This window comes from Sphingomonas aracearum, from assembly GCF_003345355.1.
GTDB lineage: Bacteria > Pseudomonadota > Alphaproteobacteria > Sphingomonadales > Sphingomonadaceae > Sphingomonas > Sphingomonas aracearum.
This window is the reverse complement of the sequence record NZ_QQNB01000004.1, coordinates 93,998-109,570: the sequence shown is the minus strand read 5'-3', so window position 1 is coordinate 109,570 and position 15,573 is coordinate 93,998. Positions and strand designations below refer to the sequence as shown.

General features: G+C 64.5%; 13 protein-coding genes. 7 read left to right on the top strand and 6 right to left on the bottom strand.

The features are described 5' to 3' along the window. The first annotated feature begins 123 nt into the window (after positions 1–123). From DVW87_RS16180 to DVW87_RS16170, 3 genes are all read left to right on the top strand, one after another. Positions 124–687: a recombinase family protein gene (locus DVW87_RS16180; RefSeq protein ID WP_114688887.1), complete on the top strand. Its 564-nt coding sequence runs from the start codon at positions 124–126 to the stop codon at positions 685–687. A gap of 280 nt (positions 688–967) precedes the next feature. Further along, the gene (locus DVW87_RS16175; protein WP_114688856.1) at positions 968–2,275 is read left to right on the top strand and encodes a DNA cytosine methyltransferase; all 1,308 of its coding nucleotides are present in this window, start codon (positions 968–970) and stop codon (positions 2,273–2,275) included. Then, a complete protein-coding gene (locus DVW87_RS16170) occupies positions 2,268–2,723 on the top strand; it encodes a very short patch repair endonuclease (protein ID WP_114688855.1) in 456 nt (151 codons plus the stop codon). Before DVW87_RS16175 ends, DVW87_RS16170 begins: the two co-directional genes overlap by 8 nt. Here DVW87_RS16170 and DVW87_RS16165 read toward each other — a convergent pair. The 5 genes from DVW87_RS16165 to traA all read right to left on the bottom strand — a co-directional run bounded on the left by DVW87_RS16165 (position 2,652) and on the right by traA (position 10,810). Then, positions 2,652–3,962, bottom strand: a complete 1,311-nt coding sequence (locus DVW87_RS16165) for a hypothetical protein (protein ID WP_147276292.1) — start codon at positions 3,960–3,962, stop codon at positions 2,652–2,654. The two genes, DVW87_RS16170 and DVW87_RS16165, sit on opposite strands and share 72 nt — an antisense overlap. Before the next feature lie 3 nt (positions 3,963–3,965). Further along, a complete protein-coding gene (locus DVW87_RS16160; RefSeq protein ID WP_147276291.1) occupies positions 3,966–5,654 on the bottom strand; it encodes an AAA family ATPase in 1,689 nt (562 codons plus the stop codon). A 266-nt stretch (positions 5,655–5,920) separates the two neighbouring features. Beyond that, positions 5,921–6,688 carry a hypothetical protein gene (locus DVW87_RS16155; protein WP_114688852.1) on the bottom strand — a complete coding sequence of 256 codons (768 nt, stop codon included), beginning with the start codon at positions 6,686–6,688 and terminating at the stop codon, positions 5,921–5,923. Between the two features lie 471 nt (positions 6,689–7,159). Next, positions 7,160–7,831: a DUF6118 family protein gene (locus DVW87_RS16150; RefSeq protein ID WP_114688851.1), complete on the bottom strand. Its 672-nt coding sequence runs from the start codon at positions 7,829–7,831 to the stop codon at positions 7,160–7,162. A gap of 51 nt (positions 7,832–7,882) precedes the next feature. Continuing rightward, positions 7,883–10,810 carry a Ti-type conjugative transfer relaxase TraA gene (gene traA / locus DVW87_RS16145; protein WP_114688850.1) on the bottom strand — a complete coding sequence of 976 codons (2,928 nt, stop codon included), beginning with the start codon at positions 10,808–10,810 and terminating at the stop codon, positions 7,883–7,885. A 170-nt stretch (positions 10,811–10,980) separates the two neighbouring features. On the opposite strand from traA, the gene DVW87_RS16140 reads away from it, so the two are divergent. Genes DVW87_RS16140 through DVW87_RS16125 form a run of 4 tightly spaced genes read left to right on the top strand, consistent with a single transcriptional unit; the run spans position 10,981 to position 12,448 of the window. Then, positions 10,981–11,307, top strand: coding sequence for a conjugal transfer protein TraD (locus DVW87_RS16140; protein ID WP_114688849.1), 327 nt, complete (start codon positions 10,981–10,983; stop codon positions 11,305–11,307). A 16-nt stretch (positions 11,308–11,323) separates the two neighbouring features. After that, positions 11,324–11,608: a conjugal transfer protein TraD gene (locus DVW87_RS16135; protein WP_239017966.1), complete on the top strand. Its 285-nt coding sequence runs from the start codon at positions 11,324–11,326 to the stop codon at positions 11,606–11,608. A gap of 25 nt (positions 11,609–11,633) precedes the next feature. Beyond that, positions 11,634–12,149: a Ros/MucR family transcriptional regulator gene (locus tag DVW87_RS16130; protein WP_114688848.1), complete on the top strand. Its 516-nt coding sequence runs from the start codon at positions 11,634–11,636 to the stop codon at positions 12,147–12,149. A gap of 47 nt (positions 12,150–12,196) precedes the next feature. Next, a complete protein-coding gene (locus tag DVW87_RS16125; RefSeq protein WP_114688847.1) occupies positions 12,197–12,448 on the top strand; it encodes a hypothetical protein in 252 nt (83 codons plus the stop codon). A 41-nt stretch (positions 12,449–12,489) separates the two neighbouring features. Here the strand turns inward: DVW87_RS16125 and DVW87_RS16120 are convergent, their stop codons facing one another. Next, positions 12,490–15,453: a Tn3 family transposase gene (locus DVW87_RS16120; protein ID WP_114688846.1), complete on the bottom strand. Its 2,964-nt coding sequence runs from the start codon at positions 15,451–15,453 to the stop codon at positions 12,490–12,492. Positions 15,454–15,573: the final 120 nt, after the last annotated feature.

The following is a 15,573-nucleotide window of genomic DNA, read 5'->3' as shown; positions in this document are numbered from 1 at the left end:
TGCCGGCTTACGTCGCGAATATCCTGAGTTTAGCGACAGCGCCCTCAACGCTCGTATTCTCTCGTACGCTGGCGTCGCAAAAGTCGGTTGCAGAACGCCAACCTTCTGATACAGTTCTGCGACATGCTGATTGGCTACGCCCGTGTGTCCACCGACGACCAAGACCTCCGGCTGCAACGCGCCGCGTTGAAGGAGGCCGGATGCAAGCGGACGTTCGAGGAGAAGGTGTCGGGCGCGAAGCGTGATCGGCCCGAGCTGGCTAAGATGATCGAGCAACTACGCGACGATGACACGGTGGTTGTGACCCGGCTCGACCGACTGGCACGCTCCACTCGCGACCTGCTCGACATTGCCGAGAAGCTGAAGGAGGCCGGCGCCGGCCTGCGCTCGCTGGCGGAACCTTGGGCGGACACGACTTCGCCAGCTGGCCGCATGGTGCTGACGGTGTTCGCCGGCATCGCCGAGTTCGAGCGCGAGCTGATCCACCAGCGCACCAGCAGCGGACGAGTAGCGGCCAGGGCGAGGGGAGTCCGCTTCGGCCGCCCACCTAAGCTCACTCCTGATCAGATCGCGCTAGGCGAGCGGTTGGTGAGCGAAGGCACGTCGGTGCGCGAAGCCGCCAAATTGCTCGAGTGCCACCATGCCACCCTCTACCGGGCACTGACCGCCGCAGGATCGGCCGCCTGATGCCAATCCGTTCCACGCATCATATCGGAGGCAAAATGTTGACTTCGACCTGCTACTCAAGCACTAACCCGCCAGAACAATGGGAGAACGGCCATGGCGCTTCAACGCGGCGTCGATCCAAGCCATGCTCCTGGGTGCGTGATCTCCAAATTAACGCGGACAATGCCCGTATGGGCATGATCAAGTCGCTGATTGGTGTAGCCGCTCGTCGCAATGATGGGCGGATCAACGGGATTCCATCCGGCGTTGAGCGCCAGTGGGAAAGTACTGGAACAGGCGTATGAACGACATCGACGAAGCACCGGCCTGGACGTCCATCGAGCTTTTTGCAGGTTGCGGCGGGCTCGCCTTAGGCATGCATCGTGCGGGTTGGAATGGCCTGTTCGCCATCGAGCGCGATCCTATGGCTTTCGAGACACTCGAGACAAATCTGGTTGACGCTAATGCGCCGTATAAGGCGTTCAGCCGATGGCCGAATTGGATGCCACGTAAGAACACGGACCTAGTGGCGCTGCTCGCCAACAGCGAATTCTGTGACCATCTGCGTGGCTTGAAAGGTTCCGTTGACCTAGTTGCTGGAGGCCCGCCTTGTCAGGGTTTTTCCGTTGGTGGGAAGCGTGACGGCGAGGATGAGCGGAACAGCCTAGTTTATCGCATGCTCGACTTTGTTGAGCTGGTTCAGCCGCGAGCGGTGTTGATTGAGAATGTCGAAGGCATGGCTCGCCGCTTCGTATCGAAACCAGGAACGGCCGGAACGTCGGTCGCCGAAGACGCGATCGCGAAGCTTGAGGACCTAGGCTACATCGCTAGCTATCATCTCATCAACTCCGCGGACTTCGGCGTACCCCAGGCGCGTAAGCGCGTCGCGATCATCGGCGTCATGGCGGCTGGCATGTCGCGCCAAGCGCTGCATGACCTGACTGCGGTCGCGATCGAGCGGGCTGCCAAGGCCGTGCGCGTCGAGCATGGCTTGCCGGCCGAGGGCAACATCACCGTAAAGGACGCGATCGACGACCTAGCAGGCGCGCGGGTGGTAACCAGCCCCGACAGCCCGCGCTTCAAGTCGGGCGTCTATGGCGTCGCGAAGAGTGCCTATGCGAAGCTGATGCGCGAGGGTGTTATGGAGGGCGCCATCCCGGACTCGCATCGCATGTCGGTGCATGGTGAGGGTGTGCGCACCCTGTACGAGCTCGCGCACCGCACCCAGACCCCAGGCCGTCTGTCGAAGGAATTCCTGCTCAAGAACGGCACGAAGAAGGACAAGAAGGTGCTGCTCGATTCGGCGGCTCTCGTCGCCACGATCACTACGCACCCCGACGAGTACATCCACTACAAGCATGCCCGGAACATCACCGTCCGCGAGATGGCGCGCCTGCAGTCGTTCCCCGACCGCTTCACCTTCCACGGCCGCTATACCATAAACGGGCCCCGCCGCCGCTTCGACGTGGCGCGCTGCAGCCAGGTCGGCAATGCCGTGCCCCCGCTGATGGGCGAGGGCCTAGGCCGCGCTGTGATCGAGGTGCTGACGACGATCGGCGAGATCAAGGCCAAGCCCAAGACGAGCCGCCGCACCAAGGTCGATGCCTAGTAACAACCGATCCGCCGCTGGTCAGCGGCGGATCATGCAAGCGATCAAGTCCAAGGACACAAAGCCCGAGCTGCGCGTGCGTCGCCTGCTACATCGACTGGGCTATCGCTTTCGCATCCACCTGAAGGACTTGCCGGGTAAGCCCGACGTCGCTTTCACCCGCCGCCGAAAGGCCGTCCTCATCCACGGCTGCTTCTGGCACGGGCACCAGGCGAAGGGCTGCACCGACGGCGGCCGGCCGCGATCTAACACCGGATACTGGAACCCGAAGCTAGACCGGAACGCCGAGCGCGACCGCGCGAATGTCGAGGCTTTGCAGGCGAAGGGATGGGACGTACTGACTATCTGGGCGTGCGAGACGGACGATGAGAATGCTCTACGCGGTCGCCTCGTCAATTTCCTCGGCCAGCCCGTGGCCAAGATCGCCGAGCGCAGCTCCGAGGGCTGACCCCAAATCTTCGGGGCGATCGGACGAGACTAGCACCAAGTGAGCCGGTGCTCCCTTCGGGGCAATGCTCGTCGGAAACAGTAGCACGGCCTTTGGAAGCTGGTCGGGGAGGTTAGCCCAGACGCCGGCGAAATCTCGCATGTAGCCGAGTACCTTGTAAACGCTGTCGCGGATGTAGGTTGGGTCCTCGGTCTCCTTCACTTCGACGAGCACACGACGATCTGCCGTGCCAGAAATGAAGCGAACGGTTATGTCCGGTCGGCGCTCGCCGCCCACTATGCCATCGTGCGATCCAAGGAGTTGCACGTATTCGGAACCGCACCCCTTGAAGATGCTGCTTGGCACCTGATTATAGAAGACCTCTGCACGGACGCCGTCGGCGCGCTGGTAGGATGCGACAGCGGAGCGCTCACGCTGGATTAATCCATATGCCTTTGGCTCTCCAAAACCAAGGTCGCTCTCGACCGCCTGCATAACGAGGATGAGGGCGTAGAGCTCGAACAGGTCATCGCTTGACACTGGCGCCAACCAGCCTTTCCTCAATAATTCAAGGATTTGTACCCACTTACCCCGGATTACTGCTTGGTCGAAGTCGCGAGCGAGGTGCGCCAAGCGTGAGTATCGGTGGTCGCGATGACGAATGGCCGTGGATAACATGCGGGCTGTGATGCGGTGCTCCAGCTCGACGCCCGACAGGTAAGTGTTCAACAGGCCGCGCTGGGCGGTGTCGCGGATCGATGCAAAGCGCTGCGGCAGCGCACCGGTGCCTCGTCGCGCCATCTCGTTCGCGGTCGTGACGATGCGCGTGAGGAAAAGCTTCAGCAACCGGTTTTCGGGAATGTCGGCTGACTTCTCGATGTGCTGGACGAGGTAGCGGCCCCGCGGCACGGCACCCGACAAGCGGCCAAGGATCGTGTTCTGCCACAGCACCCGACCCTTAAAAGTCGGCTCAACCGAGGGCGGCGAAGACCGCGACCCGTGCCCTAGGTTCTTGAGCAGCACGGGAAGATCGCGGAAGATGAACTGCTCCACCTCAGGCTGTGACAGCCAGTAGGCACTAGCGAGAAGCTCGATGCTGCCGCCACGGTCATCGAGGCGCTCAAGGAAGGTTTGGACATCGACCTCGCCGACGTCTTGGAACGTCGGTATGAACTCCAAGTCGCGCCCAGGCAGCAGATACCTGCCAACACTTGCGGTGTCGCAGATCGCCCGCGCCCAGGTTTCGCGCCGTGAGGCCAATTGCTATTCCATCGCGCCGGTAAAGGTACGCAGACGCGCCATGCTATCTGAAGGTAGCGCCTGCAGGCCAAGCGCCGCGGCCAGTCCGGCCGCGATGTCGGCGGTCTGCTCATGCCGGCCCTCGAACTGTGGGAACAAATAAGATTCGAGCGCAGTCAGTACCAGCGTCGCGGGATCGTCCTCGAAACGACGCATGCGATCGATGAAGCGGATAATGTCTAGCGGGATGGCAGGACCGACGCGCAGCCCCAGCGCGCCCAAGCCCGCGCCGCCCTCGATCGCGAAGATCGCAACGAGCAGCCCGACGATGGCGTCGTGGAAGGTGTTATCCTGGTCATTGTCTAGAACGGCCGCCGCGGTTTCAATGATTGCTCGGTAATCCGACTCATTCGGGATCGCGATCTCGATCACCGCGACACGGCGTGAGAACGCGAACGACATCTGGAACAGGCTGGCCTTATCGAAGGTATTTATAGTGCCAATCAGACGCCAAGATGGGTCGAGGGCATATACGTGGCTTTCGGCCTCTTGAGTATTCGCCATTCCCAGGACGACACGGCGGTAGCTGCCGTCGCTCTGGCGCTTGCGATAGGGGAGCATGATGCTCTTCCGCTTGCCACCGAGCAGTGTGAACATCTCGCCAAATGCTTTATCGATGTCCGCGCGGTTCATTTCGTCAATGACGAGCCACTTGTTCGCCGCCATCGCCTCAGTGAAGACGCCGGGTATAAAATCGAGCGGCTCGGCGTCGCTTCCCGCGATTGGCACCGGCATATAGCCTCCGATCGTGTGAACCGACGTCCAGTCCGAGGTTGCAGTTACCACATCGTAAGGCTGCGGAATTTGCCGGCACACTGCTTCTGCAAGCTCGGTCTTACCGACCCCAGGCGCACCCATCAAAAGTACGTGCTTGCCGGCCGCTAGGGCAGCAACCACTTTCTCGTAGGCGTCTTGCATGCCGCGTAAGTCGCCGAGGTTAGGTATGGCAGGCAGGCTCGTGAACCAGTCAGGTTCCGGCGTAACCTCCATCTCTTCCGGTTTCGGATGCTCCTCGTGCGCTGAGGCAGTGTTACCATCCACAACCGCCATTTCGCCAAACCCATCTCCAACGGGCGCAGGCGGCAGGTTCTCGCCATAGTAGAGTAACAGAATGTTTTTTCCGAACTCGCGGATCGGTTGGAGGCGGTCAATTGCCGCGTCGACCGCCATCACCAGTTCGCCGATGTCTGCTTCAATTTCGTCGACGTTGTTCTCGTCCGGATCGGTGACCTTGAAGGTAATGAACTGCTCAAGCTGGCGTGTGACCGCTCGGACCGAGCCGGGGGCGTCGTCAGCCCACCATATGTCGGGATTGCCCCAGACTTGGTAGGCGAAGCCCCGCTCGCGCTCGAGTGGGTCTATGAGGCTTTCGAGCCTGTTACGGATGTAGGTGGCTGCGCGGCGCGGTTCCGACTGCTGTGCCCGTTCGGCACCCAGGAATATGCCGATCATCAGGCGCGTGGGGTTCAAGCCAACCAACCACAGCCGGACATACACGATGCCAAATGAGTCGTGCTTCTGGACAACGCCATCGGGAAAGAGATCGAGGAAACGAGAGGGCACACCCGTCGGGAGCTCGCGCTCACCAAATGCCCAGGAAAACTGGCGCTTTGTTTCCAATCCCGCGAGGAAAGCTGGCAGCTCGGCGTTCACCGACGCTGGGTCGTTTGCTACGAACGCGGATAGGAACAAAGATCACCCCCCAAGAAAATTAACGCTCTCAACGCCCATGAGCCCGAGAGGGATAGAGAGCGATCACCGTTAAGCCAAGCTTGCGGACTCTCTGGTGATCGCCTGAACCTTGGCCGCTGCGTCGCTGCATCACACTCGACGCACACGTTGCCCCTCGCACGCGGCAGAAGAATAGACCTTTTTGCCCCGGCTCGCTGTGCTCCGGCAATGCCGCAGTACATGGCGCCTTATCGCTCCCAGCGTGTCTCGGTGGCGAGGTATTCCCATATAACGGTCTTCACCGTTACGGCACCGGACCAGTCGATAGAATAACGGTAGCGGCCTGGTTCGACCGTGATCCAGCCCCCGACCATGGCTTCCTCATCCAGTAGATTGACAGTCATACGGCTGCCGACTTCCGGCCAGACGGCAAGGTCCGCGTCCACGCCCGTGGACTCGAAGGCGTCGCGCTGATCGGTGCTGAGCCGCTCCAGCGGCACGAACGCAACGTGTTCCGGCGCTTCATGCAGGGGCTCGCCGATTTCGTGATAGGCATGTCCCCGAGCATTTTTGACGATCACATGCCGAACCCTTTCTGTGTCTGGAAAAAGCGTGAATGGCCGCAAGTCATCGAACAGGAGGGTCTGTCCGTCCGGCCCTCTCTTAAGGGAGCGGACTACGTTCCGATTGCTGCGTAGGATGCTCGCCGCCTCGGGATGCTTAGCTGGATCGGGATAGAGACTGCCTGCCATAATCGCGTGGAGAACGCAGAGAAGGTAGTTCTCATCGGACGAAAAGCTGGAGTTACATCTTCTACAGACGATAACCTGCGGCAGATAGCTGAGTTCGTCACCCGCGCCGCGATCATAGTTGGCACCACACTCGCGAAGTGCTTTGGTAAGAAATGATTTGGTCGGGACGTGATCGCGATTACTTTCGACATCTGCGATCAGGTCGCCGCAATGAATGCACCAAGCCTTCAATCGGTCGTCGGTGAAATCTTCTATCTCGCGCACCGGCCTGGTCCCGCTCCCTGTCGGCTAGCTCACAGCCATAGCATGCAAGCCTGCCTTAACACGTCATCGATTCCGATTCGGATCGACGTTGAAAACGCGTCCGTTACGATTTATATAACGTTCCGCTCTTATTGCTCTCGAAGCGATAGGGGCTCTTACGGATCGATGGGTCGCCTTCAGACCCGACACTTATCCGTAAGGTCTTAGGTAATCGCCTTGCCCGGTAAACGGGCTGTAACTCACAGGCGCGCCAGACCTTACGGGAGAAGTGTATCTCCACGATAGCTGCGCGCCCAATTAGGGCCGGTGGAATGAAGGAAAAAATCCTTTTTGCCGCTACCGTGATTAGCTGCATCGCTACGCTGCTCGGCGTCGCGTTCCAGATAACCCACGGTTAAGCGTTGGAAAGCTGGAAGAGCACTCTGCTCTTCCAGCTGACCTCTGTAATCCCACGTTGAACGTCTATCCGATCTAGCTCACCGTGATGGTGCAACGTACGGTCCTACGCGGCTTGTCCACCCGCTTCCGACATGCTTCCAGCGCCTCACGATTAGCGGTGACGATCCGATCACCTGCCGCGATGTTGGCGAAGGCATCGGGCGCTGCGGTCCGCATCATGCGTTGTCCGCCTTCCCACATCGGCATGGCGAGCGTGCGCGCCGCCATCCTCTCAGGCCATTGCCAGCTCGCCGGGACGGCACGTGCGACGATGCCGGCGAATACGGCCCAAGCGATCATCCCGACGACGATCCCGCCTATCGCCGTCCACGCCAGCCAGCGGTTCTGCTCGTCACCGCGACGTGCTGACACGGTGATGCTCTGTAACGCGCGCGTCACGTCGCGCAGCTCGCCGGCTGCGGTCTTCACCGCCTGCCGGTCCTCGGCGACGGCTCCGGTGATCCGGGCTGCGACCTGGCGCGCGACCGACTCTTCCTCTGTCGCCTTCCTCAGGATTTCGGCGCGCTGATAGGTGGCGGTCGCCAACTTCGTAATCTGCCCCAGCGTCTCGCTATAGTCGGGCGGTTCGGGCCGATCGTCACGGGCAGCGATCCCTTCGATCGCGCGTCGGAGCAACGCCAGCTCACCGCGCACGCCCTCGAATGCTTCGGCCGCCGCATCCCGTTCGTGGTCGTCCTCGTCCATGTCGCCCCTCTTTCCCGCGCGAAAGCACGAACCTACCCGAAAGCACGAACTTTACCGGCTCATGCCCCTGTCGCGGTCCCGGCCCGGTTCGATCGACCGCGCCAATGCGTCACTGATCGACCGCTCGTGCTCGATCCTGATCTCCAGCTCGGGCGCACGACGGCGCAGCGCGGATTCGAGCTGCGGATCGCGGGCAAGTCCGCTCGCCACCTTCTCCATGCGCGCCTGCAACCGTTCGGCGCCGGCCGTGTCGCCGCTTCGCTCCAGCCCGACACGCTGACGCTGCATCGCCTGCCAGCCTTCGACGAACCGATCGGCGCGTGCATCCGGATCAAGCCGGACACGCTGCTCCTCGGCCATCGCGCGCGCCGCGCCGCCCGTGTCGCCGCTCGCCGCCTGATCGATCAGCTTTGGATCACGCTGCATCGCGGACGCGAGGTCGCGCGCCGCGTCGGGCCGCGTCGCGTCCAGCGCCTCGATCGCGCGCCGTGCCGCCGTCTCCTGATGCGGCAACACCGGCAACTCCTGCGCCTTCATTCGCCGCACGTCGGCCACAACGCGGGCATAGTCCCGGATCGCCCTGGCCTGGTCGCCACGCTCGCCAGCGGGCGGCGCGGGGCGGTTGGCCGCCGGCGACGTCGCCTGCTCCGGCGCGGTCTTCGGCCTGAACCCAGCGAACATGCCGCGCGCCTTGTCGCGCACCTTCTCGACCACCTGACGCGCGAGTTCCGGGAACCGGATCTCGCGCCGGTCGGCGAAGGCGCGGGCCTGGTCCTGCTCGCTGCGCTCGGGCGCATAGTCGCCGGCCATGTCCTTGCCGCGGTCGCGCGACAGCACGCGGGCGAGCTTGCCCTGATCGGCGAAATCGTCACGGCCATAGTGAAGCTGCACGCCGTCGCGGTGCCGCGACAGCCCGACATAGCCGCTGTGCCGGTCCATGCCCGGTGTCGCGAGGACGTGGGCGCGATCGACCGTCACGCCCTGCGACTTGTGGAAGGTGGCCGCATAGCCGTGATCGACCGCGGCATAATCCTTCGCCGCGAACGTCACCTCACGCCCGCCGTCGAGCCGCACCGTCATGCCCTCCGCCGTGACGCGCGCGGTCGTCCCCAGCGTGCCGTTCTTCACCCCAAGCGACCGCTCATTCCGCAGGAACATCAGGCGGTCGCCCGCCGCGAAGTCGCGGCGGCCCCGGTCGGCCGCGAACGCCACGTCCTCGCCCAGCTCGCCGTTCGCGCGAAGCCGGTCGCGCGCCTCACCGTTCAGCTCGCAGACCTCGGAGTTGGTGTGGGTGAGGATGATGCGCGACTGGTCGGGATCGGCGCGGCGCTGGCGATCCCACCCGTCCACCAGCTCGCTCCGGGCCTGCTCGCGCGTGTCAGCCGCGTGGACCATCCCGCGCTCGGCATAGGCGTCCAACGCCTCGCCCGTGCGACCGGTGGCGAGCGCCCGCGTCGCCTCCTTCTGCCAGTCCTCACGCTGCCGCCGAACCTCGGTGATCTCGGCCGCGCCGTGCCGCTCGGCGATCGACCGGAACGCCGCGCCCGCCTCGATCGCCTGAAGCTGCTCGGGGTCGCCCACCAGCACCACCTTGGCGCCGGCGTCACGGGCATGGGACAGCACCCGCTCCATCTGGCGGGTGCCGATCATGCCCGCCTCGTCCACCACCAGCACGTCCTTCGGCCCGAGGTGGTCGCGCCCCTGCGCCCAGCCATGCTCGAGGCTGGCGATGGTGCGCGACGCGATCCCCGACCCGCCCTCCAGATTCTCGGCCGCGATCCCGGACAGCGCCGCGCCGCGCACCTGGTAGCCCTCGCGCCTCCATGCCTCGCGCGCGACGCCCAGCATTGCCGACTTGCCCGTGCCGGCATAGCCTACGACGGACGCAAGTCCGTCGTGCCCGGTGATATGGTCGAAGGCATCGCGCTGCTCGCCGGACAGCGTAAGCCCCCGCCCCTCGGCCGCTTCCAGCGCGCCCGTCCGCTGCCGCTCGGACACACCATGATCGCTGCGGCGGCCCAGCTCGTCACCGGCCCGCTCCAGCCGCGCCTCGGTCGCGATCATGTCGCGGGAGGTGAACCGCTCCTGGTCGCGGCCATCCTTACCCAGCGCGACCAACTCGGGGCTGGCACGCACCGCCGCCATCACCCGGTCGAACTGCTCCTTGCCGTCCGAATGACGGAACGCGAACGTGGCAAGGTCGCGGGTGGTGAAAGTCGATTGCTGCCGGGTGATGCCGTCCAGCGCGATGCGTGGGTCGGCCGCGATCTTCTCGCCGTTCTCACGTGCGATCCGCCGGTGATCGTCGGCGCGCTCGGCATCCTCGCCCCGATCGAGCCGGCGCATCCCGGCCGGACCGATCTTGTGCTGCGGCTCCAGCTCGATGCCGCGGTCGGCGTGGCTGCGATGGTCGATCCGGCCCTCCAGCCCCAGCTCGGCCATGCGCTCGTTGACGTGGGCGGCCCATGCCTCGCGCCAGTCCTGCAACAGCTCCCCGCTGTTCCAGTCGCGGTTCTTCCGACCGAACCCCTCCGGCCCCACGTCGCGCATCGACAGCATGACGTGTGCGTGCGGCTTGGGGCTGCCGTCCTTCGCCTTATCCCAATGCACGTTGAGGTCGGCGACCAACCCGCGCTTCACGAACTGCTCGGCGACGAAATCACGGGCGAGCGCAACGCCCTGTTTCTCGTTCATCTCGCGCGGGATCGAGAACTCCACCTCGCGCGCGAGCTGCGCGTCCTTGCGCTTCTCGCCGGCCTCCACCTCGTTCCAGAGTGCGGTGCGGTCGCTTAAGCGCTCCGGCGCGCCTCTCGGCAACATCACCTCGGAATGGATGACGCCGGCCTTGTTCGAGAAGTCGTGGTTACGCCCCAGCCGCTCGTCGTGCAGCTCGGATGCGGAGCGATAGGCGGCGGACGCGACGGCGCTGGAGCCGTTCGCACGGCTGATGACCTTGGCGCTGAAATGGTAGATCGCCATCGCGCCAGCCATCATGCACTTCTGAGCGCACGTCGGCAACGACGTATAAGCGCGCACTCACAATTCGCTTTGCTCCTCGTGATTGACTGCGTTGCGCTTGCTGATCCGACTTGCCCTCCCCTCCCCGTTTGCTAGGCTGCTTCGGGCTGGACGCGGAAGATGGAGGCCCCATGCGCAAGGTGCGGGACTATGACGCGGAACTGAAGGCGCTGGAGGAACGCGCGCGCGGGCTGAAGGCACGTCGCGTCGAACAGCTAGGCGCACTCGTCACCTCTACCGGCGCCGATGCGCTCGACCTCGAAACGCTCGCCGGCGTGCTACTCGATGCGGTCGCCTCGACCGATGCCGATGCGAAGGAGGCGTGGCGCGCGAAGGGCGCCGCCTTCTTTCAGCGGCGCGGGCGCAAAGGTGCGCGAAAGACTGGAAGCGACAGCGACGGCGGAACGCCGCAACCGGGCGCTGATCCTGCGCCTGGAAGCGGCGCGGCGTCGGACTGATACGCGGAGCTGGGTGGTGCAAAGACGCGAGCGCACCCGCCACCTGATCGAGCTGGGCGGCCTCGTCCAGAAGGCCGGCCTGGTCGACCTCGCCGACGACGATCGCGCCACCATCTACGGCGCGTTGCTGGAGCTGGTCGGGCGCGCTCGCAATGACGATGCCGACGACACGCTCGCGCTGTGGAAGCGACGCGGGAAGCGGGCGTTCGACGCGGAAGCGGACGATAAGGAAACTGCCGTTATGCCGCGCGATGCTGACGAAGCCGGCACCACCAATTCCGCAACGGGCCGAGTGCTATGACTGTCCTACCGATACCGGAGAAGATATGACCGACGACACCGATGCCGTGACCTTGGCGACCGAACTCACCATCGCCTGGCTGAGCAATCCCAACACCCGCACCACCGCCGACGACGTGCCGGCGTTCCTCACCTCGATGCACACCGCCGTGTCCGGGCTGGGTGGAGCGGTTGCGGAACCTGCGGCGGAAGACGCCTCTCAGGAGCACGTGCCGGCCGTCTCGGTGCGCAAGTCGCTGGCGTCGAAGGACCACATCGTCTCGATGATCGATGGCAAGCCCTACAAGACGCTGCGCCGTCATCTCTCCACCAACGGCCTGACCCCGGACCAGTACCGCCAGCGCTACGGGCTCAAGCCCGACTACCCGATGGTAGCCGAGAATTATTCGGAGAGCCGTCGCGTCATGGCCAAGAAGATCGGGCTCGGCCGCAAGGCGGGGCAAAAAGTGGAAAAGGCCGTCGAGAGCGTGGCGAAGACGACGCGCAAAGGTGGCAAGGCCGCGCTCGCGGCCGCCCGCGAGGCGCTGGGTTCGGAAAGCTGAGCGACGGGCCGGGCGGGCCGGCTGACGAGTCCAAAGGAGATGACGGCATGACCATGCTCGACCTCGATGACCTCCGACAACAAATCCGCTCGGCCGACTATCCCCGCGGTACGCCCGAACAGGTAGCGCTGTGGCGCGAGGACCTGGACGAGTCCCGCGCCAATCTCGCGATTGAGGGACTCGACCTCGACGCGGAGGATGAGGCGCTGTTCGCGATGATGCTGGATGAGGGTCTGTCCCCAACCGCGATGGTGGAGGTGATCCACGGCCTCTACCGGAAGCCGGACGGGGCCTGCTAGAGGGCGAGGCGCTGATCCCACGCTAAACAACGCTAAGCGGATTAGGCGGCGAGAACGTCAGTGGCGATGTTGAGCGGCTTGCGACGAACCCGTTCGGCAGCGCGATCCCACAGGAAGTCGCCAGAGAACGCAATGTGCTCCCAACCGACCGGCGACGTGTGGGCGAGCAGTTCGGGAGCGATGGCGGTGCCTGACGTCCGGAGGTGCCGCACCGCGTCGGCGATGTAGGTAGAGTTCCAGTAGACGATCGCAGCGATGACGAGGTTCAGCCCTGATGCGCGATACTGCAGCGCCTCGTGGGTGCGGTCGATCATCCGGCCCTGGCGAAACGTGCAGATCGCCTGGGTCAGCACATGGCGCTGCTCGCTCTTGTTCAGCCCGGACTGGCAGCGGCGACGCAGTTCGGGGCTCTCCAGCCAGTCGAGCATGAAGAACGTCCGCTCGATCCGGCCGATCTCCTGCAATGCGAGGTCGACCAGGTTCTGGCGCTCGTAAGCCGCGAGCTTCCTCAGCATCGTCGATGGCGCGACGTGCCCAGCCTTGAGCGAGGCGACGAGGCGGAGCACCTCGTCCCAGTGCTCGCGGATGACGTCGGCTTTGATCCGCTTGCCGAACAGGGATGCCATGCCGGGGTGGGTGGCGGGAGCCGTGATCGAGGCGAGACGTCGATCGGGGAAGTCACGCAGCCGAGGGCAGAACCGGAACCCCAGCATGGCGCACAGCGCGAACACGTGGTCGGTGGCGCCTCCCGTGTCGGTGTAGTGCTCGGCGATGGCGAGCGATGTCCCGTGGTGGAGCAGGCCGTCCAGCACATAGGGTGCTTCGTGCATCGAGGCGGATAGCACCGTCACGTGGTAGGGGCCGTGCTGGTCGGAGACATGAGTGTAGAGGCTGAACCCTGGGTCAACGCCATAGCGGGCGTTGAAGTCACCTACGCCCAGGCGCTTGCCGCCTCGAAAGAACTGGCCGTCCGAGCTGGAGCTCGTTCCGTCGCCCCAGACGGACGCGATCGGCAGCCGGTGCTGCGCGTCGATGAGGATGGCGAGTGCCTGGCGGTAGCTGTCCTCGCGGACATAGGCGTCCCGGGCCCAGACGAGCTGGTCGCGGGTCACGCCCTGGCTCGCGGCCGCCATGCGGGCAAGCCCGAGATTGGTGGCGTCCGCCAGGATGGCGGCGAGCAGTGCGTTGCCGTTGTCGCTCGTGCGGCCGGTGCGCAGGTTCGTGAACCCGGCGAGGAACCCGGTCTCGCTGGCGACGTCGTGCAGGAGCTCGGTGATCCTGATCCGCGGCATCATCGCTCCGATCGTGTCCGCCAGCTCCTCGGCCGACGGGCTTGGCTGCGTCCGGATGGGCGTGATCTGCAATCGGCCGTCGACCAGCTTGACGCCGTCCAGTTTCCCGCGCGTCAGACGGTCGGCGAACCGCTTCACCCGGTCGTCGAGCGCGGCCGCACGTTCCGCGATCCAGGCGTCTGCCGACGCGGGCAGGCCGAGGCCGGCAACCACGGGCGCGCTCGCCGTTGTTGGCAGCAGATAGCTGTCGAACCGGCGATAGGCGGACGAGCGCTCAACCCAGAGGTCACCCGAGCGCAGCTTGTTTCGTACATGCGCCAGGGTCGCGGTTTCGTAGAGGCGGCGATTGATCTTGCCGTCGTCTCCGACCAGCAGCTTGCGCCATTCCTTCCGGAACGGCATCGGTGCGCCCGCGGGTACGTCACGCTTGCCCGACCTGTTCAGCTCGCGCAGCAGCTCGATCGCCTTCACGCTGCCGGCACTGCCACGACCCGACTTAAACTCCAGCGCCTCGATCAGCTGCGGCGCGAACTTGCGTAGGCTCGCGTAGCGATCACAGGCGGCGACCAGCGGATCTTCCTCGACCATATCGGCGATCGCCGCGACGGCGGTACGGGCTTTGAACAGGACATGCCAGCCAACCGCGTCCTCCAGCGCCTGGATCGGGTCAGCCCCTTGTTCGTCCGCATCGCTCAGCGCGTCGATGGTCGTGCGGAACAGGCGCATGAGACGGGCGACGTCGCGTGAAGATGCGGCGTAGCGCGCACCTTGCGAGTTCTTCGCGCGCCGGAACATGGCGCCGATCAGCTTGTCGGCCATGTCCAGCGCGGCGTCGATTAGCCGCGCCTCCAGGTCCACCAGCAACGCGATCAGGATCGCACGCCGCCGCGGCACGGTATAGCGCGCGATCAGGTAAGCGGGCGAGTGTCGCCCTTCGCGCACGAACTGGTAACGACGGGCGGGGTGGACGCCCGCACCGGCGTCATGCGGGATTCCGATTTCGCGCACGGCCTGTAGGCGCTCGACGATGCCGCGCACGCTTTCCGGTTTGCTCGCCGTTGGGATCGCCTTCAGCCAGGCAAGCCGCGCTCCTTCTTTCGCGCCGAACAGCGCGTCGACCTTCGCGATCTGTTCGGCACCCAGACCGGCAACCATCATGTGCGCAGCCTTCTTGCGCGCCCGGGCTCGGCCGGCGATGCCCGCCCGCTCGATCGTGGACGGCATTGGTAGCCATATATCGGCCGCTCGCAGCGCGTCGACGATCCCGGTCGCGATCGGCAGACCCGCATCGGTTTCTGCGGCCGCCTGTTCGGCCGCGGCGATCATGGTGGCGATGTCGCCCCGGGTGGGCGGCCTCACGCCCGTTGCTTTCGCGACGAAGCGGGCGTGGTCGGTCATCGTCTGGGTGCGGGTGGCATAGTCGGCCAGGATGGTCGGATCAATCCCGAGCTGCCGGGCGAGGAACAAGACGAGCGGTGCCGGTGCGCGGGTCTGAAGCTGGAGCAGCTGGGAAAGCGGCATGCCTGGATGACGGAACAATGCGATCTGGAGCGCGGTGCCCAACCGGTTGCGATCGTGACGGCGCTCGCGGATCAGATCGAGGTCGGCGGCTTCAAGCGTGTAATGACGGGCCAACTCATCCGGAGCGGTCGGTATGCCGAACAACAAGGTCCGTTCGGCGTCGGTAAGCAAAACGTGATCGCGTGCTGACATTCCAACCGTCCAGAAAAGGCCTGTAATGCTTGTAGACAGGCCGGGTTAAAGAGACGTAGTTTGTGGACGGATTTGAACGCGATCTCGATTGGCTCGCATCCTCATCCACAGAACGGTCGT